The organism is Nitrosomonas sp. Nm58 (assembly GCF_900107335.1).
In the GTDB taxonomy this organism is placed as follows: domain Bacteria; phylum Pseudomonadota; class Gammaproteobacteria; order Burkholderiales; family Nitrosomonadaceae; genus Nitrosomonas.
Genome location: NZ_FNPQ01000001.1, coordinates 35,998 through 54,177, shown reverse-complemented (window position 1 = coordinate 54,177; position 18,180 = coordinate 35,998). Strand labels below are relative to the sequence as shown.

The 18,180-nt window shown below is 53.0% G+C and carries 16 protein-coding genes; 9 read left to right on the top strand and 7 right to left on the bottom strand.

What is annotated here, in order from left to right; genetic code table 11:
- Positions 1-81: 81 nt before the first annotated feature.
- The 5 genes from BLW34_RS00225 to BLW34_RS00205 all read right to left on the bottom strand — a co-directional run bounded on the left by BLW34_RS00225 (position 82) and on the right by BLW34_RS00205 (position 8,860).
- Positions 82-2,268: a copper-transporting P-type ATPase gene (locus BLW34_RS00225; protein ID WP_090574697.1), complete on the bottom strand. Its 2,187-nt coding sequence runs from the start codon at positions 2,266-2,268 to the stop codon at positions 82-84.
- A gap of 130 nt (positions 2,269-2,398) precedes the next feature.
- Entirely contained in the window at positions 2,399-3,523 is a 1,125-nt protein-coding gene (locus BLW34_RS00220) for an ABC transporter permease (protein ID WP_090574203.1), read from the bottom strand.
- 2 nt (positions 3,524-3,525) lie between these two features.
- Positions 3,526-6,273 (bottom strand): ribosome-associated ATPase/putative transporter RbbA, encoded by a 2,748-nt coding sequence (rbbA, locus tag BLW34_RS00215; protein ID WP_256203506.1) that lies wholly within the window; start codon positions 6,271-6,273, stop codon positions 3,526-3,528.
- Between the two features lie 17 nt (positions 6,274-6,290).
- Positions 6,291-7,352, bottom strand: coding sequence for an HlyD family secretion protein (locus BLW34_RS00210; RefSeq protein ID WP_090574200.1), 1,062 nt, complete (start codon positions 7,350-7,352; stop codon positions 6,291-6,293).
- Complete coding sequence (locus BLW34_RS00205; RefSeq protein WP_090574198.1) at positions 7,349-8,860, bottom strand: efflux transporter outer membrane subunit; 1,512 nt, start codon at positions 8,858-8,860, stop codon at positions 7,349-7,351. Before BLW34_RS00205 ends, BLW34_RS00210 begins: the two co-directional genes overlap by 4 nt.
- A gap of 532 nt (positions 8,861-9,392) precedes the next feature.
- Between BLW34_RS00205 and BLW34_RS00200 the strand changes: the two genes are divergently transcribed.
- The 8 genes from BLW34_RS00200 (at position 9,393) to BLW34_RS00165 (ending at position 15,367) form a co-directional block, all read left to right on the top strand.
- Positions 9,393-10,781, top strand: a complete 1,389-nt coding sequence (locus tag BLW34_RS00200) for a mucin-associated surface protein (RefSeq protein WP_090574197.1) — start codon at positions 9,393-9,395, stop codon at positions 10,779-10,781.
- Positions 10,782-10,806: 25 nt separating this feature from the next.
- Complete coding sequence (locus BLW34_RS00195) at positions 10,807-11,355, top strand: YMGG-like glycine zipper-containing protein (protein WP_090574195.1); 549 nt, start codon at positions 10,807-10,809, stop codon at positions 11,353-11,355.
- Positions 11,356-11,583: 228 nt separating this feature from the next.
- Positions 11,584-12,099: a hypothetical protein gene (locus tag BLW34_RS00190; protein ID WP_090574193.1), complete on the top strand. Its 516-nt coding sequence runs from the start codon at positions 11,584-11,586 to the stop codon at positions 12,097-12,099.
- Between the two features lie 248 nt (positions 12,100-12,347).
- The gene (msrB, locus tag BLW34_RS00185) at positions 12,348-12,890 is read left to right on the top strand and encodes a peptide-methionine (R)-S-oxide reductase MsrB (RefSeq protein ID WP_090574191.1); all 543 of its coding nucleotides are present in this window, start codon (positions 12,348-12,350) and stop codon (positions 12,888-12,890) included.
- 25 nt (positions 12,891-12,915) lie between these two features.
- Entirely contained in the window at positions 12,916-13,578 is a 663-nt protein-coding gene (gene msrA / locus BLW34_RS00180; protein WP_256203505.1) for a peptide-methionine (S)-S-oxide reductase MsrA, read from the top strand.
- A 28-nt stretch (positions 13,579-13,606) separates the two neighbouring features.
- Complete coding sequence (locus BLW34_RS00175) at positions 13,607-14,305, top strand: Crp/Fnr family transcriptional regulator (protein WP_090574187.1); 699 nt, start codon at positions 13,607-13,609, stop codon at positions 14,303-14,305.
- Positions 14,306-14,445: 140 nt separating this feature from the next.
- The gene (locus BLW34_RS00170; protein ID WP_090574185.1) at positions 14,446-14,799 is read left to right on the top strand and encodes a hypothetical protein; all 354 of its coding nucleotides are present in this window, start codon (positions 14,446-14,448) and stop codon (positions 14,797-14,799) included.
- Between the two features lie 193 nt (positions 14,800-14,992).
- Positions 14,993-15,367, top strand: a complete 375-nt coding sequence (locus tag BLW34_RS00165; protein WP_090574183.1) for a hypothetical protein — start codon at positions 14,993-14,995, stop codon at positions 15,365-15,367.
- Between the two features lie 61 nt (positions 15,368-15,428).
- On the opposite strand, the gene BLW34_RS00160 is transcribed toward BLW34_RS00165, so the two are convergent.
- The gene (locus BLW34_RS00160) at positions 15,429-15,761 is read right to left on the bottom strand and encodes a YnfA family protein (protein ID WP_090574181.1); all 333 of its coding nucleotides are present in this window, start codon (positions 15,759-15,761) and stop codon (positions 15,429-15,431) included.
- A gap of 54 nt (positions 15,762-15,815) precedes the next feature.
- Complete coding sequence (locus tag BLW34_RS00155) at positions 15,816-16,655, bottom strand: c-type cytochrome (RefSeq protein ID WP_090574179.1); 840 nt, start codon at positions 16,653-16,655, stop codon at positions 15,816-15,818.
- Between the two features lie 183 nt (positions 16,656-16,838).
- Here BLW34_RS00155 and BLW34_RS00150 point away from each other — a divergent pair, with 183 nt between their 5' ends.
- Entirely contained in the window at positions 16,839-18,089 is a 1,251-nt protein-coding gene (locus BLW34_RS00150; RefSeq protein WP_090574177.1) for a PEP-CTERM sorting domain-containing protein, read from the top strand.
- Positions 18,090-18,180 lie beyond the last annotated feature (91 nt).

Below are 18,180 nucleotides of genomic sequence, written 5' to 3'. Positions count from 1 at the left end.
ATTTTTCGCGCTCCTTCCTATAACGATAACATTGTTATGCGCGCACGGCTCATCTCATGGCACCCCATCGTAATCAGCCGGTCACTTCAGCGTCGTGAGCCGCAATCTCAAGGCATTCCCAATGACACTCAACGAAGAGAGTGACATCGCGGCAGCGGCGATAATCGGAGAAAGCAGCATGCCGAACAACGGGTAGAGCATCCCTGCCGCCACGGGCACCCCGGCAGCGTTGTAAACAAACGCGAAGAACAAGTTTTGCCGGATATTGCGCATGGTTGCCATGGACAGTTTGCGGGCGCGAACGATACCGGTGAGGTCGCCTTTGAGCAGTGTGATTCCCGCGCTTTCCATGGCCACATCCGTACCCGTCCCCATGGCAATACCCACATCGGCCGCTGCCAGCGCCGGCGCATCGTTGGTGCCGTCGCCAGCCATAGCGACAATTCGCCCTGCTTCACGCAGCTTTTTGACAATTTTGCCTTTGTCTTCAGGAAGAACTTCCGATTCGACTTCTGTAATCGCCAGTTTTTTGGCCACCGCCTCGGCGGTGCGGCGGTTATCGCCAGTCAACATCAAAATATGTAACCCCTGTTGCTGCAACGCCTGGATTGCCGCCGCCGTGGTCGCCTTGACTGGGTCGACTATCGCCAGAAGTCCGGCAGGATGACCGTTCACGGCAATAAAGATGACCGTCGCCCCCTCCGCACGCAAGGCATCGGCTTCTATCGTGAGTGACGACATATTGATGGCGTGTTCTTCCATTAGCAAGATATTTCCAAGGACAACCTGTTGCCCTTTTACTTTTCCGATAACGCCTTTACCGGTCGGTGAGTCAAATTCATCTGCTGAAGATAGCTCGAGCGCTTTTTCTTTCGCTGCGGTGACAATGGCATGCGCCAGCGGGTGCTCGCTGCCCTGCTCCAGCGAAGCAGCCAGCGCCAGCAGCGCGTCTTCAGTGAATCCTGCTGTGGCAACAATCCCGGTTACTGTCGGTTTGCCTTCGGTAAGCGTGCCGGTTTTATCAATCACCAGCGTATCGACCTTTTCCATACGCTCCAGCGCCTCGGCATTTTTAATGAGCACCCCCACTTGAGCGCCCTTGCCGACACCGACCATGATCGACATGGGCGTGGCCAGTCCCAACGCGCAGGGACAAGCGATAATCAGCACGCTGACCGCGGCAATGAGTGCATAGCTGAAGGCAGGCGCAGGCCCGTATACCGCCCAGAGAATAAAAGCCAGCAGCGCAATGAAAATCACTGCAGGCACAAACCAGGAAGAAACGACATCGGCCAGCCTTTGGATCGGGGCGCGGCTGCGCTGCGCTTCGGCCACCATGTGAACAATTTGCGCGAGCATCGTATCCTTACCCACGTGCTCGGCTTGCATCACAAAACTGCCGGTCTGATTCATCGTGCCGCCGATCACCTTGCTGTTCGGTTCCTTCTTTACCGGCATAGATTCGCCCGTCACCATCGATTCATCCACTGCGCTACGTCCTTCGGTAACGACGCCGTCCAAAGGGACCTTCTCACCAGGCCGGACACGTAGCAGATCACCCACATGGATGTGTTCCAGGGGGACATCTTCTTCTCCATCTGGGCCAATCCGCCGGGCCGTTTTGGGCGCTAGATCGAGCAGGGCACGGATTGCGCCGCCGGTCTGCTCGCGTGCCTTGAGTTCCAGAACCTGTCCCAGCAAGACCAGCACCGTAATCACAGCAGCCGCCTCAAAATAAACGGCCACGGCTCCGTCCGCCTGTCGAAAGGCATCAGGGAAAATACCGGGTGCCAGTGTCGCCACCACACTGTATAGCCAGGCCACCCCTGTGCTCATGGCAATCAGGGTGAACATATTCAGTTTGCGCGTTTGCAACGAACTCCAGCCGCGCGCAAAGAAGGGTTTCCCAGCCCAAAGCACCACGGGCGTCGCCAGCACCAGTTGTATCCAGTTGGATAACGGACCATTAATGGCATGATGCCAATCCATAAAATGCGCGCCCATTTCCAGGATGAAGACGGGCAGGGTTAGCGTTAAACCGACCCAGAACCTTTTACGCATATCGGTCAGCTCCGGATTTTCACCTTCTTCTCCCGTCATCGTGGCTGGTTCCAGCGCCATGCCACAGATCGGGCAGCTTCCCGGCGCTTTTTGCCGGATTTCGGGGTGCATGGGACAGGTGTAGATCGCTTCGCTATCAGCAGACAGGATGGATTGCATCGGGGTTTCACCTGACTTGTGCTCATGGTGGCCATTCTGTGAATTCATATAACCTCCTTGTGATGAATCTTCAGCACCCTCACTCTGTTTGAGAGCGTACTCAAAAACTGGTTCAACCTCCATCACTCAATTAACCGGCGAGATTAGATTTTTTGGCTATCACGGTGATCAGCACCGATCATGCCATTGAGCTGATGGCCTTACGGAAGCGGGCCAGTGCCAGCAAGAAAAAAATACTGCCGATTGCAATCAGCGCGAGAAATTCTGGCCAGACGATCCTGAAATCTGCTCCACGGTAGAGAATCGCCTGGGCGAGCGAAACGAAATGGGTAGTCGGCGCCATCAACATGATATTCTGCACCAGTTCTGGCATGCTCTCGCGCGGCGTTATGCTGCCGGACAGCATCTGCAGCGGCAGCAGAGAGACGATCATCAAAAGGCCCATTTGCGGCATCGAGCGTGCCACCGTACCGAGAAAAATGCCCATCGAAGTAGTGGCGAAAAGGTGCAGCATCATCCCGCCAACGAACAGTCCGATCGAGCCTTCGATCGGTACCCGAAGCAGATCCTGTACCACAAAGACTATCGATGCTGTCGCCATGACCACCACGACCAGCCCCATAGCCCAGACCTTGGCCATCATAATTTCGAACGGGACCAGCGGCATCACCAGCAGGTGCTCGATGGTACCGTGCTCACGCTCGCGAATCAGTGCCGCGCCAGTGAGAATGATAGACAGCATGGTAACGCTGTTGATCACCTGCATGACCGCACCGAACCACATTGGATCCAAATTGGGATTGAAGCGCACACGTACTTCGAGCTCCGCGGGCAGCGTGATAATCGCGCGATGGCCCTGAACGAAGTCCGCGACCTCGCCAGTAATAATGTTCTGGATATAACTGTTGCCGATGAAAGCCTGCGACATGCGCGTGGCGTCGATGTTGAGCTGGACCGTTGGTCGGCGCCCGGCCAGCACGTCCCGCTGAAAATCAGATGGAATATCGAGCACGAAAGTATACAGACCCACATCCAAGCCCGGGTCGGTCGCGTACTGATCGATGATCACCGGCGCCAGGAAATAGGGCGGATAAAAAGCATTGAAGATGCGGGTCGACAATTGCGAGCGATCTTCGTCGACGATAGCGATGGGTGCCTTATTCAACGAGCTGGGAAGACCGGTCGCAGCCAGATACACTTGGCCGGTGAAGGCGAACAGGATCAGCATCAACATCAGCGTATCACGCCCCAAACTGCGCAATTCCTTGATCCCGAGATGGAAGATGTTACGCAGTGTATGCAAAGCTAACGCTCCTGTTTCTTCAGCAACGCGATGCTCAGGCCCAGGAGCACGGGAATGGAGATGGCGAGGGGCAGCAGCGAGGGGCTAAGATCAGCGAAACCCAATGCCTTGGAGAAAGTGCCGCGGCTGATGGTCAGGAAATGAGTCGTCGGGTAGATCTCGCCGATGAAGCGCGCCCCGCCCTCCAACGAGGATACCGGATCAATCATGCCGGAAAACTGTGAGGCCGGAATCATGGTGCCGAGCGCCGTGGCGAAGATGGCGGCAATCTGGCTGCCGGTGAAGGCCGAGATCAGCAATCCCAGGCCGGTGGCGGACGTAACGTAGAGCAGCGCAGCCGAGGTCAGCAGCAGGAAATCACCTTTGAGCGGCACGCCAAATACGAATACGGCTAAGGCGCACAGGAGGAAGAAGTTGATCATTCCCATGACGATGTAGGGCAGTTGCTTGCCGAGGAGAAATTCCAGTTTGGTCACCGGTGTAACATACAGATTGAGGATGGATCCGAGCTCCTTCTCGCGCACCACGCTCAACGCGCTGAGCATGGTCAGAATCAGCATCAGCAGCTCGGGGATCACTGCGGGCACGATGGCCGGTAGGCTCTTGACGTCGGGGTTATAACGAAAGCGCGTCTCGATCGTCACCAATCCGGCAAGCACATGACCTGCGGCATGACGGCGCGCCTGTTCCATCAACCAACCCTGGTGCATAGCCTGCACATAGCCGCGCACGTTCTCGGCGCGGCTTGGCATCGCGCCGTCGATCCAGGCGCCAATCCTGACGTTATCTCCACGTGCCAGATCGCGCGCAAAATTCGGTGGAATCTCCAGTGCCAGGCTCAGCTCTCCGCTGCGCATGCGCCAGTCAAGCTCGTCATAATCAGCAATGGGCGGCTGTGCGATGAAGTAACGTGAACCGCCCAGGTCAAGTGCATAGTTCTGGCTGAGCGCAGTCTGATCACGATCGAGCACGGCAAAGCGCAGATTCTCCACATCCAAGCTGATGCCATAGCCCATGATGAACAGCAGTAACACCGTGCCGAGCAGCGCAATCGAGCCGCGAATCGGGTCACGGCGCAGTTCGAGCGACTCGCGCCGGGTGTAACTGAACAGTCGCAACAGACTGAAGCGAGTGCTGATTCTGGCGGCATGGCCATGCGCCGGAGCAGCGGTGCCAGCGGCGGGTGTCAGTGGCCCGCTCACTGGTTCGTCCTCGCACCCGCTCGCTTCCTTCAGGTAATCGATAAAGGCTTCTTCCAATGTGGCATAGCCACTGCGCTTGATCAGCGCGGCGGGGGTGTCGCTGGCAAGCACCTTGCCGGCGTGCATCAGCGAGATGCGGTCGCAGCGCTCGGCTTCATTCATGAAGTGGGTAGAAATGAAAATGGTGACCTGGTCGCGACGGGCAAGATTGATGATGAGCTGCCAGAACATGTCGCGCGCTATCGGGTCGACACCGGAGGTTGGCTCATCGAGGATCAGCAGGTCCGGCCTGTGAATGACCGCCACCGCCAGAGACAAGCGCTGGCGCATGCCGAGCGGCATAGCGTCAGGAAGCCTGTCCATGACTGCACCGAGCACGAAACGCTCAGCCATCTCGGCAACACGTGCAGGAATATCGGTATCGGGCAAGTGAAACAGCTTTGCATGCAGCTCCAGGTTTTGCCGCACGGTCAATTCAGAATACAGCGAGAACGCCTGCGACATATAGCCTACACGCTTCCGCGTCGCCAGGTTAGCGGCGTCAAGAACCTGACCGAACAGCCGCGCTTCGCCTTCACTCGGGGACAGCAAGCCGGTTAGCATCTTCATCGTGGTTGATTTGCCGCAACCGTTGGAGCCGAGAAAACCGAAGATCTCACCGCGCGCGATATGCAGATTGACCCGATCGACCGCAACAAAATCACCGAAACGCATGGTCAAATCATGCGCTTCGATGGCGATTTCCTGGACACCCTCAGTGTCTCGCGGCGGAATCACCACGGCCTTGTGTTCCTTGCGTTTTTCCTCCGGTAGCAGTTGGATGAACGCTGCCTCCAGCGTGTCAACGCCGGTGCGTGCACGCAGTTCCAGCGCAGTGCCGGTGGCGAGGATCTTGCCCGCATCCATCGCCACCAGCCAGTCGAAGCGCTCCGCCTCATCCATGTAGGCAGTGGAGACGAGCACGCTCATGCCGTTATGGCGCCTGCGCAAACGCTCGATCAACTCCCAGAACTGGGCGCGCGACAGTGGATCAACCCCGGTGGTCGGCTCATCCAGCACCAGCAGGTCAGGATCGTGAATCAGTGCGCAACACAAGCCTAGCTTCTGTTTCATGCCGCCTGATAGCTTGCCTGCTGGCCGGTCCCGGAACGGTGCAAGACCGGTATTTTCGAGCAGCTCATCAATACGCTGCTGGCGTTCGACCTGTTCATGACCAAATAAACGGCCGAAGAAATCGATGTTCTCGAATACCGACAAGGTGTGATAGAGATTCTTGCCCAATCCCTGTGGCATGTAAGCAATGCGTGGACACACCGTGCGACGATGCGCAGCATCACTAATGTCACCGCCCAATACTTCGATCTGGCCTTGCTGTATCGCCCTAGCACCGGTCAGTAATGACATCAGGCTGGATTTACCTACCCCGTCGGGGCCGATCAGGCCCACCATGCAGTTGGCAGGAATCTCCAGATTGAGACTATCGAGGGCAAGGTTATTGCCATAGCTTAGACTGACATCCCGCACGCGAACCACTGGCGCTGCTGCCATATCTAGAACACCGGTACTCATTGCGGCAACCTGACCTCAAGTTCTGCAGGCCAGGCAAGCGCAGGATCAAGCTTGACGTAAGCCATGCCGGGCACACCGGTCTTGATCTTTTCGAGATGCTGTTTCAGCAGTACGGGATCGATTCTCGCACGCACGCGGAACATCAGTTTCAGGCGTTCACTCTCGGTCTCCACTGTTTTCGGGGTAAACTGGGCGACGCTGGCAACAAAACTGGCTTTCGCCGGAATCACATAGTTAGGCGCGGCATCCAGCACGAGGCGGATATCGCTGCCGAGCGCTACTTTGCCTGCAGCCTCAGTAGGCAAAAAGAAAGTCATATAAACATCAGCAAGATCGACCATATTCAGCACCCGCCCGCCGGCATCCAGTACCTCACCGGGTTCAGCAACGCGATACTGTACGCGGCCATCACGTGGCGCCTTCAATTCACTGTCGTCGATATCTGCCTGCAGGCGCGTCACCGTCGCTTGGGTGGCGGCAATGACCGATTGCGATTCCACCACTTGCGATTTTGCTGCTTCGATCCCTGCGTTTGTCGCGGCAACCTGGGCTTGCGCCGCTCTGACAGCAGCCTGTGCACTCAGTACCCGGGCACGATCATCATCCAGTTCCTGTTTGGCCGCAGCGCCTTCACCCGCAAGTGTTTGCGTGCGCCTCAGGCGTTTGCGCGCAGCATCAAGCTCGGCATGGCGCTGGGCGACCACCGCCTGCGCAGCGGCTCGTTCACTTTCACGCTGTATCACGATGACTTGCGCCGTTTGATAGGCATACTCGGCACGACGAACTTGCGCTTCTGCTTCAGCCTGCTGAGCGAGCAGTACTTGTGTATCCATACGTGCAAGTATCGCGTTGGCCTGCACAAAATCACCTTCTCTTGCCAGAACCTCGACGATACGACCGGCGGTCTTGGTGGCAATGTCGATTTCAGTTGCTTCGATACGGCCGTTACCTGCGGCAATCCCGGCAGGCAGGCCAGCAGGGCGAAGCACCCACCATGCCGTAACTACCACGATGACAGCAAAAACAACCATCAGCGCCGTTTTGATCTGTTTACTCATAGCCCCTCCGAAGTGGTTTCCGCTTGTGGCACGACAACATCCGCACCGCCGCCCAGCGCTTTATAGACTGCGATCAGATCAATAGAAGCCTTCTCTTCGGAACGAGCCAGCTCGATCTCGGCAGCGTAAAGCGTGCGCTGAGTGTCCAGCACATCCAGAAATGATATGGTGCCTACCTGAAAACGCAGCTGTGATAGCCGTACCGCTTCGCGCAAATCCGTCACAGCGCGCGCCAATGCCTGTCGCCGCGCTTCTTCCTTGAGATAGCGCGTCATGGCAGTCTCCATTTCCTGCAGCGCTTCCAGCACGGTCTTTTCAAATGCCAGATAAGCTTCCTGTTGCCGCGCATCTGCCAGATCGATTCCAGCCCGAATGCGGCCGAAATTGATCAATGGCTGCAAAAGACTAGCAGAAGCGCCATAGGAAAAAGCGGCCGATCTGAACAACGCATCGAGCTCCGTGTTGCGCAAACCCAGAAAGGCTGACAGCGATAGCCGTGGAAAGAGCTCTGCGATCGCGGCCCCCTGCATGGCCGTGGCAGCAGCGAGCCGGCGCTCGGCAATGCGCAGATCAGGACGGTGACGAAGGGTCTCTGCAGGCGAAACCAGGATTGCTCGCCCGGGCGCCATCGGTACGGCGCCCGGCTCATCCAGCTCAATCACAAGCGTTCCCGGTTGTTGTCCTACCAGCACTTCCAATTGCCGAAGTGCTGCAATCAAACTTCCTTCTAAACCAGGAATCTGAGCTCGGGTATTTTCAGTTTGCGCGCGCGCCCGCACAGCGTCATAGCGGGTTCCGACCCCTTCCTTGAAGAGCGTCTCCGTTAGCTCCTGCGTGGTTTGTTGGGCAGCCAGGTTGGCGCGGGTAATGCGCAATTGATTCTGAAAACTGCGATATTCGATATAGCTACGCGCCAGATCGGCGGTTAACGTCACCAGGGCTTGGTTGTATTGCTCCTTTACGGCAGCCAGATCGGCGGAAGCCGCCTCCAATCGGCGCCGTAAACGACCGAACAGATCGATTTCCCACAAGGCATCAAAACCCAGCTCGAACAAATTGAATTTGATGTCGGGTGCCAAGCCGGGGAAGGGATTATCTTGACGCTGAGCACCTGCCGCTGCGTCAACACTGGGAAAAAGCTCCGCGCGAATGGCACGGCGATCGGCACGGGCCTGGTCGATGCGCGCCACGGCTATTTTGACATCAAGATTATCTGACAAAGCCCGATCCATCAGGCTGTCCAGTTGGGCATCCCCGAAATTCTTCCACCAATTTCTGAGCGTCTCTGGATCTATTGGTTTCAGTGCTACTGGACTGGGCCATTCATCGATCTCCCGTTGCGCTGCTTGCCAATGATCAGGAATTGCGGGTGCGGGCTGCCGGTAATCCGGCCCTACTGCACATCCGCTTAAGCCAACCATGATGAATAGCCAACTCGTCTTGTTCCTCAGCGTTATTTTCCTTGAATAACAGCAGAAAATATTCCATAGCTTCGACCATGCCCTCATGCTCATTCCTTTCTAACCATGGACGAGAAGTTACGCATCGTACTGAAAGTAATTTGTCATTCAGGACAAGAGGCTCTATCGAGCGTGTCCTCCAGACAAATGCTCTGGTACTCAATGTAGCATGTATGATCCGGACAATCTAGAAATTGCACGCTTTGCTTTCCAGGTATGAGATTTGTTTCCATCTCAATAGCGAAGATAACGCATTCAGCATTCATTCAGGATCAGCTCGATAAGATAAGATCAATGCCCTGCATAGCCCATGCATGCGGATTGCTGAGCCAGTAAACCAGACACAATGGAAATCACTCATGCTGTTTAATTTAATCATTTGCTTAACCCGAATATTTAATAAATTCACGTGATGATCACGCAGGATTTTGATTAACAGGGAAGTTTTGAGAAAGAGGGGTGTAGTGATTCATACACCCGACTGAGCAAAATCTTTCTTATTAATCAAAAGACAAGTGAGGGCACGTGCCAATTTGTGAACTATTCGGGTTAACTCCATCAGACCCAACTAGAGCTTGATATGAAGAAACTCAAATTGATTTGTATGGCCATCGCTCTGATTGGCTTGGTATCGGCAGGTCCACTATGGGCTGCTGATCGGGATGGGGGTGGTTTTGATGGGGGTGGAGATTCCGGGGGTGATTATGGCGGCGATTTCGATGGTGGTGACTTTGACCAGGGCGGAGACCTTGGAGGCAATTTTGACCAAGGTGCTTTTGGTCAAGGTGATGACGCTTACCAAGGTGGAGATTTCGATCAGAGCGATACTTTTGACCCGGACAGTGACTTTGATCAACAGGAAGATTTTGAATTAGCGGATGATCCTGGTCAGGGTGGAGACTTTGATCAAGCGGATGATTTTGAGCAACCGAACGATTTTGCGGTAGAGGATGGCTCAGGCCAGGATATTGAGCCTGCTCAAAGCGAAGAATTTACCCAAGAAGAAGTGTCGATTCAAGATGAGCAGGCTGTCGAGATGAGCGCATCTGATCAGGATAACCTGCCCATGCCAGAGAATGAATCTGCCGGGCTGGATCAATCCTCCGGGGAAGCTGAGCTTGCTCAGGATAATCCCTCCGCTGAAGCAACTGAGACCGACGAGTCCGCCCAGGTTGATCAAACCTCTCAGGATGGTGAATCGGCACCCGCAAATCAAGCTGCCCAGAACGATGAAACCACTCAAGATAGCTCGCCTGTACAGACTGGCGAATCTACCCAAATGGCTCAATCTACCCAGGAAGGTGGGTCAGTTCAGGGAGATCAGTCCGCCCAAGGCCATGCCGCTGCTCAGGGTGACTCCCCTACTCAGAATATTAATATCCATAATGTTCAATCGGCTCAGAATAGCGGGCCTGATCATCACTCTGAACATCATCACAATAATTGGGACCACCCTCATGGACATCATCACCACCACCACCATCATGATGGATTTGATATTGGCCTCGGCCTAGGTGTCGGACTGGGGCTGGGATTGGGATTTGGGCCTTTTAGTCCCTTTATGCCTTATGCGCCTCCTTTCGGAAGCTTTGGTTATTATGGGTTGGGTGGTTTTGCTCCTGATAGGAGTTTTGGCATCTACAGCCGCTTCAGTTCTTTTGGGGAGATGGGTTTTTATAGTAGCCCTGTTCCTTTTGGCCGTGCTGGCTTTGGCCCCTATAACCGGTTGGGAGGTTACTATCCATTGGGTGGTTTTCCTGCAGTCGTTGCGGCCACGCCAGTATTGCCGGTTGCGATGATCATTGCCCCCCCTGGAAAACCAGCTTATATCCAGCAACAGCATGTTTCACGATCTACTCCTGCGCCAAAAACCAATTATTGGTACTACTGTCGAAACCCAGAAGGGTATTATCCTTATGTCAGAAAGTGTCCAGGAGGCTGGCTAAAAGTTCCTCCACAGCCTTCTTAATCACATCATTAAAGGAAATCTAGTTATGCCTGGAATTGCCAAATTATCGATTTTGCTGCCTCTCGCTCTGCTAACAGCCTGCGTACACGTACCAACGGGTCCGAGTGTCATGGTTTTACCTGCTGCAAATAAAACCTTTGATCAATTTAGAGCTGACGACTATCTCTGTAGGCAATTTGCCAACGAGCAAATCAGTGGTCAGACGCCCCGGCAGGCATCCATATTGAGTGGAATGGAAAGTGCCGCTGTTACCACTGCATTGGGTGCCATCGCAGGCGCCGCATTTGGAGGCGGACGTGGCGCTGCCATTGGTGCGGGCAGCGGATTATTAGCGGGAGGATTGACTGGAAGCAGCGCCGCACGATCTTCCGGCCAGATCGGTCAGCAACGCTATGATGCAGCTTATATGCAGTGTATGTATGCGAATGGTCATCGCATTCCCTCTCCAGGCCGATTCATCAATGAGGGATCCCCAAGTGGCGGTAGCTATGATGGATCTGCTCCCCAGCGCGCTCCTTCAGGAAGCTATCCACCGCCGCCGCCAGGTAGTCCTCCCCCCTCACCGCCCTACTAAATTTATTCGATGACACTGCTTTCAGTGCACAAAAAGCAATGCTAAGGAATGATGATGTCAGCTCAAACAATGAGAAAAAGCCTGTAATCCCCTGATATCGCCGCTTTGTTTGAAGTCAGGTTTATATAAAATGAAAAAAGGAGGAATCGCAAAATAATCCTACGCATACACCACCAGGTGTGCAATTTGATAGTTGAATTCAAAACCTTTTAACTTTTTAGGAAGCGTATGAAAAATCTGTTTTTATCATTAAGTTTTGCAGTAATAGGTTCAGCACTCTCCCTCTCGAGCCATGCCGATCAGATGACCATCGCTAAAGGACACGCGGTTTTCATGGCAACGGGCACTAGTCTGACTATCCTGCCAGATCCATCCAGTGAACAGCTATCCTGCACTTATAATAATGGCGTTTTTAGTTCGGGAAGCTCGGCTGGCATAGAAATTCCTCTGCCTGGTGCAGTCGATGTAAAATTAGCCGGCAATGATCTTTATGTGGCAACGCTTAAAGCGCCAGCAGGATTACCAATACCCGGTGCTGCAGAAAACAGCTATGTCAAATATGATGTGAGCGCCTGCTTGCCAGATGTGCCATTTACTCCTTCCATAGCACGCGCAGATCTCGCTGCGGGTGAATTAGTGATCCCCTGCGTGTTGGTCGATGGTCAAGAATACAATGTGGTCATGAATCAGCGCGGTAACTCCATGAACTGGGAAGTTATTTTTGCAGACTCAGGCTGTCAATAATCCCACTTCACTCTTCGTGCCCCCGCCCTGTGGGCGGGGCTGCTTACCACTTGCACCGGTTATCTGGACTTTGCCGGTGATTGCCATAAAATATTCATATTTCCTATCGCGCCCCGTAAGGCGCCTTCTCCCTAGAAAGCGGCCCTGAAGCAAGCCGGCCCAAAGAAAGGATTGCACTTGTTATGAACTATACTGTGCACTCACAATCAAATTTTTGCTGATTTAGTTGAAAAAAATGAGAATTCATTATGAAACGACGCACTTTGCTGGAAGGGTTTATTGCATTGGCAACGCTGCCTTTTATATCATCCTGTTCGCGTGAGTTAAGCGCTGAAGAAGAAAGGAGCACGAAAATCAAAATCGATCCCATTACGGTCACACCCCTCAAGAAGCCGCACGAAGAGTGGCGTTCATTGGTATCCCCGGAAGCTTATCGCGTGCTATTCGAAGAAGACACCGAGCGCCCCGAAAGCAGTCCGCTCAATAAAGAGCATCGCGATGGCACTTACATTTGTGCTGCCTGCTATTTACCGTTATTCGAGAGCGAACATAAATATGAGAGTGGTACGGGCTGGCCCAGTTTTACCCAGCCCATTGCCGGCCACACAGGGACAAAACGTGATTTCATGCTGATCTGGCCTCGCACCGAATATCACTGCGCACGCTGCGGCGGACATCAGGGGCATGTTTTCAATGATGGCCCGCCACCTCGCGGCGAGCGCTGGTGCAACAATGGCTTGGCGCTCCGGTTTATCCCGAAAGAAGAAGCGCTCCCTGAGCTTAGGGGATAACAAGGTGATAACGTGGTGGACGAAATTGCGCTGCATAACTTACCGAAGATCAGGCATCGGGATACTCTTGACGGTGATTGCGCTTGCTGGGTGCCAGCAATCGGATCCTAAGCTTCTGGCCGGAGCTAACTATCAATCCAGAAACCCATCGGAAGAGACCACCCTGGAGATCGCAATCTTTGCAGGGGGGTGTTTCTGGTGTACAGAAGCGGATTTTGATAAGGTACCGGGCGTGGTGGCCACTATCTCGGGATACATTGGCGGAAAAATAGCCAATCCTACTTATGAGCAGGTCAGCAAAGGCAAAACCGGTCACATCGAAGCCGTACAGATCTATTTTGATCCGGCTAAAACCAATTACGCCAGCTTGCTTGCCGCTTACTGGCCGACGATCGATCCCTTGACACCAGACGCTCAGTTTTGTGATCACGGCTCGCAATATCGTAGCGCCATTTTTTATCGTGATAGTCACCAACAACAGCTGGCAGAAGCCTCTAAATCAGAACTTGTCGCTTCCAGCCGTTTTAATCAACCTATCGTAACCGAAATATTGCCTGCCACAGCATTCTATCCAGCGGAGGAATATCACCAGGATTACTACCTCAAAAATCCTGTCCGCTACTCATACTATCGTAGCAGATGTGGTCGTGATGCACGCCTTACCCAACTGTGGGGAAACAAGCGATAAACTTGCTAGCAGGAAACCGGAATAGTCGATGTCTTCGTTAAAACCGGGCAATACAAAGGCTGGATTACTCAAGCCGCTCCTCGAGTGGAAGCTGGAGCAATGGCAGAAAGAATGCCCTTCTATTCAGGAAATCGAAATTCCTGGCAAACATTTTCTTTATCGTCAGGGAGAGCGTTGCGCGGGTTTCTTCTGGATTAAAGAAGGTATCGTTAAACTCTCACATCTCACAATACAAGGAAACGAGCTGACGCTTGCCCTGCTACAGCGAGGAGACATCATCGGCCGCCTGCAGCGGGATGCTGTCAGTCAATCGATGGAAGAAAGCGCACAGGCCCTGAGAAAGGTCGTGTTTTATCAGATCGGACATGAGGATTTCAAGCAATTGATGTCTCGTTGGCCAGAGTGGTCATGGTCCGTTTTCGAGGCGATCTATACCCGTCAGCAACAAATCGAGCGCAAGCTCAGGGCTATTCTTACCCAGCCAGTCGAGAAACGGGTTATCGCAATGCTGCTGGAACTGGCCCAATTATTTGGAGCACGATGCACGCATGGATATGCCCTCGAAATTTTCCTCACGCAACAGGAGCTGGCGGATTTAGTCGGCGCCAGCCGTTCCGTGGTCAGCACGATCATGAATGATTTCAGAAGTCGAGGGATACTGGACTATACACGCGAGCAAATTTGTATCAACGACACCACATTGATCAGTAATGGATCACTTGATTAAACCCGGATGCAGCGATACTCACCCTAACGCGAATTTATGAAATATTCGGGCTAAACGACTGTTGTCTGGCTAACAGACACTGTCAATACGCTATATTAGAGTGCGGACTGTTACCCATCATCAATGAAAGGAGCAGTCAAATGAAAATAATTTCAGCCCGCAACCATGGCTATTTGGATTTTCTGACAGTTGTCATATTCTTACTGGCCCCCACCCTATTAGATTTAAGTCAAATACCTGCCATGCTGGCATATGGATTGGCCGCGGTTCATCTGACGGTTACCCTGGCTTCGGATTTCTCCCTTGGCATTTTCAAGATGCTTGCTTTCACCCTGCATGGCTGGATCGAGCGCATTGTTGGCCCCGTTCTGGTGGCGATCCCCTTTATCCTGGGTTTTGCTGACGAAGCTGTCGCCCGGAATTTTTATATTGCCATGGGGCTCATTATTATCGTGGCGGGGTTACTGACAAACTATCAAGAAGAAAATCGCTGATCCTGGCCAAAAAAACCCTCGTTAGATAATGATCACGTGGAGGGGCAAGCATTCCGTGCGAATAGGCCATAGTCAGACAGAAATTGCTCTCGCAGGAGACAGGGAGTATTGCATAATATGACGCAGTACTTCCTTGCAACAAAGAGCAACCAGGACTCGAGGAAGCTGGAAGTGCTTTTCTGGAGAAAATGTTATGCCTATGCAAGCCGCCACATTGATGCGATCCTTACTGGTCATTTGTGCCATTCTATTCACGACCCCAATCAAACAGGCAGAAAGCGCCTCACCCTCTCTTTTTTATGCTGTGCTGCCGTTAAACCATGGTAAAAAAGACTGTCTGAGTCGGGCATACACCGCTATCGCTTCTGAAATCACAGGGCAAACCCTTAAACGTGCGGATGATGTTGCGCTTGTCAACGACGACTATAACCTTGCCGTGCATTGTCGACGGACCAGGGACAAAAAGAGTGTCGTTACGATTATCGTCACCCACCGGTCAAGTTTCCAGGAAGCCAAAGGGCTTGCCCTGAACATCCTGCGCGGGATGGAAACGGGTCAGTTGGAATGAGGACTGAATGGTGATAGCAGGCACGTGTTTATTCACTGTAGCAGGGCGGCTGCACAAACAGCTAGGTATCTCTGGGTGCAAACATAATAATAGCCATACCCGTTAACGCAACCAGGGATCCAGCCAAGTCCCATGCCGTAGGTTTAATTCCATCCACCCCCCAAAGCCAGAGTATTGCCACAAAAACATAGACGCCGCCGTATGCGGCATACACGCGACCCGCCGCAGTGGGATGTAAAGCAAGCAGCCAGGCAAATAACGCAAGACTGATGGCCGCCGGAACAAGCAGCCATACGCTCTTCCCCTCCTTGAGCCAGAGATAGGGCAAGTAGCAGCCGGCAATCTCGGCGACTGCCGTTACCAGAAAAAGCAAGAGGGTCTTGATTTCATGCATGGCTGGATATGACTCCTCTCAAAAATATAAAGTACGTCAATTAGATCTGGCGGATTACTCGGGTGCTTTGCCCGGCGCACGCTTGACAGTGCGCATCGCTTGCAGATAAGCAATGATTTCTTCCATCACCTTTTCCCGCGCCGGGGTCTCCGCTGCAAGGGCTGGCATGGCTGTGTTGTAGCGGATACTGGATGGATTATCCATCCAGCGCTTTAGGTATTCCGGCTTGATATACTCGGTCACGCTGAGCGGATAATTCAATTCAGGCGCCTTGCCGCCGCCCTGACCATTGATCGTATGACAGGCGATACAGTATTTGCGAAAATGCAGAAAACCCCGTTGCACTTCTTGAGATGCCTTGACGGGTGGAAACAGCTTGGGGAAACGAGCCGCAAAAGAGGCAAGTTCAATCCCTATCACTTGATAAGGCATGTCTACTGCCCCTTCTTCGCGTAATTCAGATGACTTCAGATTATCCCATACCAAATAAAGCGGCCCTAGTTTGACCATTTCATTGTTCTGCAACACATTAGTCAGCATAAACAGCGAATCGTCTGCGCTGGCAAAAGCGAAATAGGCATCATAAGCAAGAAACTTGGCCACCGGAATGCTGGGCTGATAGTTGTCTTCGCAGAGAAAGACGATCTCTTCTGCTGCTCTCCATTCCTCTCCAAAAACTTGATCGAAAAGTTGCCGGGCGGGATAAGCCTGATAAATACGCGCTCTTTGCTCATGCGCCTCGAAAATCCTGAGAGGGCTTGCGGTTGCAATCTTATCAAATTCATCCAGCCGCAGCGTTCCGACCATCTCCCCCTTATTTCTAAATTCGATGACAGCACTATCCTGGGCAGCTATCAGACCAGATAATCCCATCATCACCCCAATAGAGGCCATTACAAATCCGCAATACCAAAGATTCCTCATGCTTGCTTAACCTTATCACCTACGTTAATTCGCTCATCGGATCATGCTGCTCCCGGATTAGACCAAAGTACGATGTACCTCGGTACGATAGGCGCAGTATGGGTAATTGGCCACAATGGCTGACATTGTGTAACCAACAGGAGTATTTTACAAATGGTGCCTCTAAGAACCCCCTTTAAGCCCACGATACTGGCCGTGGCTTTAGCATTTAGTGCTAGCGTGCAAGCCATCCCTCTCACCACAACCGTAACGGGTGGCAACATCCTGCTAAGCGGCGCCAATCTGAGTGTCTCGGATAGCACCACCAGCTCAAGTTTTGTGAATACCAGTCAATCCACAAGCCCTGTCATCAGCCAATTTAATTCGAGCTATGGCGTGCTGATGAGTGTCACCGCAACCATAACACCCGGCAGCAGCTCCACCTACTTGCGTGCTGACGGCAGTACGCCTACAGGAGGCACCGCAACGGTGAGCACTATCTGGCATGGAATCGACGGGCTGAATGTGTCGGGCGCTCTGAATACCGCATCCAAGCACAACGGCCCAAACGATGGCACATCCAGTTCCTGGCTTTCCCCTTCACAAACCATCACCAATAGTACAGCGCTTAACAGTTGGGTTGGGTCAGGCAGCTTAAATTCTCAGGTTGATACCTCACTGATTGCGAATCGGAGTCATGGGGGCCTACCTGGCGAAACGCTGACGGCGAGTATCAGCAGCTCAAATGTCAATAACGACCCTTCTTACCTGACCGATCTTACTACCAGCTACAGCCTGGTATACAACTATCTGCAACACGCGCAAGCCTCTTTTGCCGCAGACTCGGTGGTAACAGAGCTCAATCTAAACTTTGGTCATCTCTATGCAGGAGACCCCGTTGCTTCACTCAGCTTCAATCTGTTTAATCTGTTAGGTGAACGTGCCGGACTGGATCTGGATCTTATCAGTGGTGCTGGGCATACCTCGGTACTGACCACTAACCTCACTCAATTTTTCGGCCTGGAAGCAGGAGATAACAATGATTTCCTTGCCTTCATCGACACCTCCAATCCGGGAACATTCAATGCAACCTATCATCTCAGCTTGTCGGACGCAAATATTGGCGCATCCGCCAGCCGCTATCTCTTCGATAACTACCTGACGCTCAACCTGAGCGGCACTGTCATCGAGGCAGCGTCAGCCGCCGCTGTTCCCGAGCCTGACATGCTCGCTCTTGTTGGCATCGGCCTGCTCGGTTTCCTTGGAATAAGGCGGAGCGAACGCAAAGATGAAGAAACGAACGTAGCGAGTTTCGATAACACCAGCTTGACGCCTTTCGGTGAAACAGAGTTTGAGCGTAGCACCTATCAAGTAGATAGGCGGGAAACGAGTATTGCTCAACGCAGTGATTGGGACGCACAGTAGATTTATTGGCGAAGCTGGCTTTAGTAAAATAAGGAGGAAGTTCTCGATGGCGTCATTGCATTTCATTGTATACTCATCGCACTTCAAAATT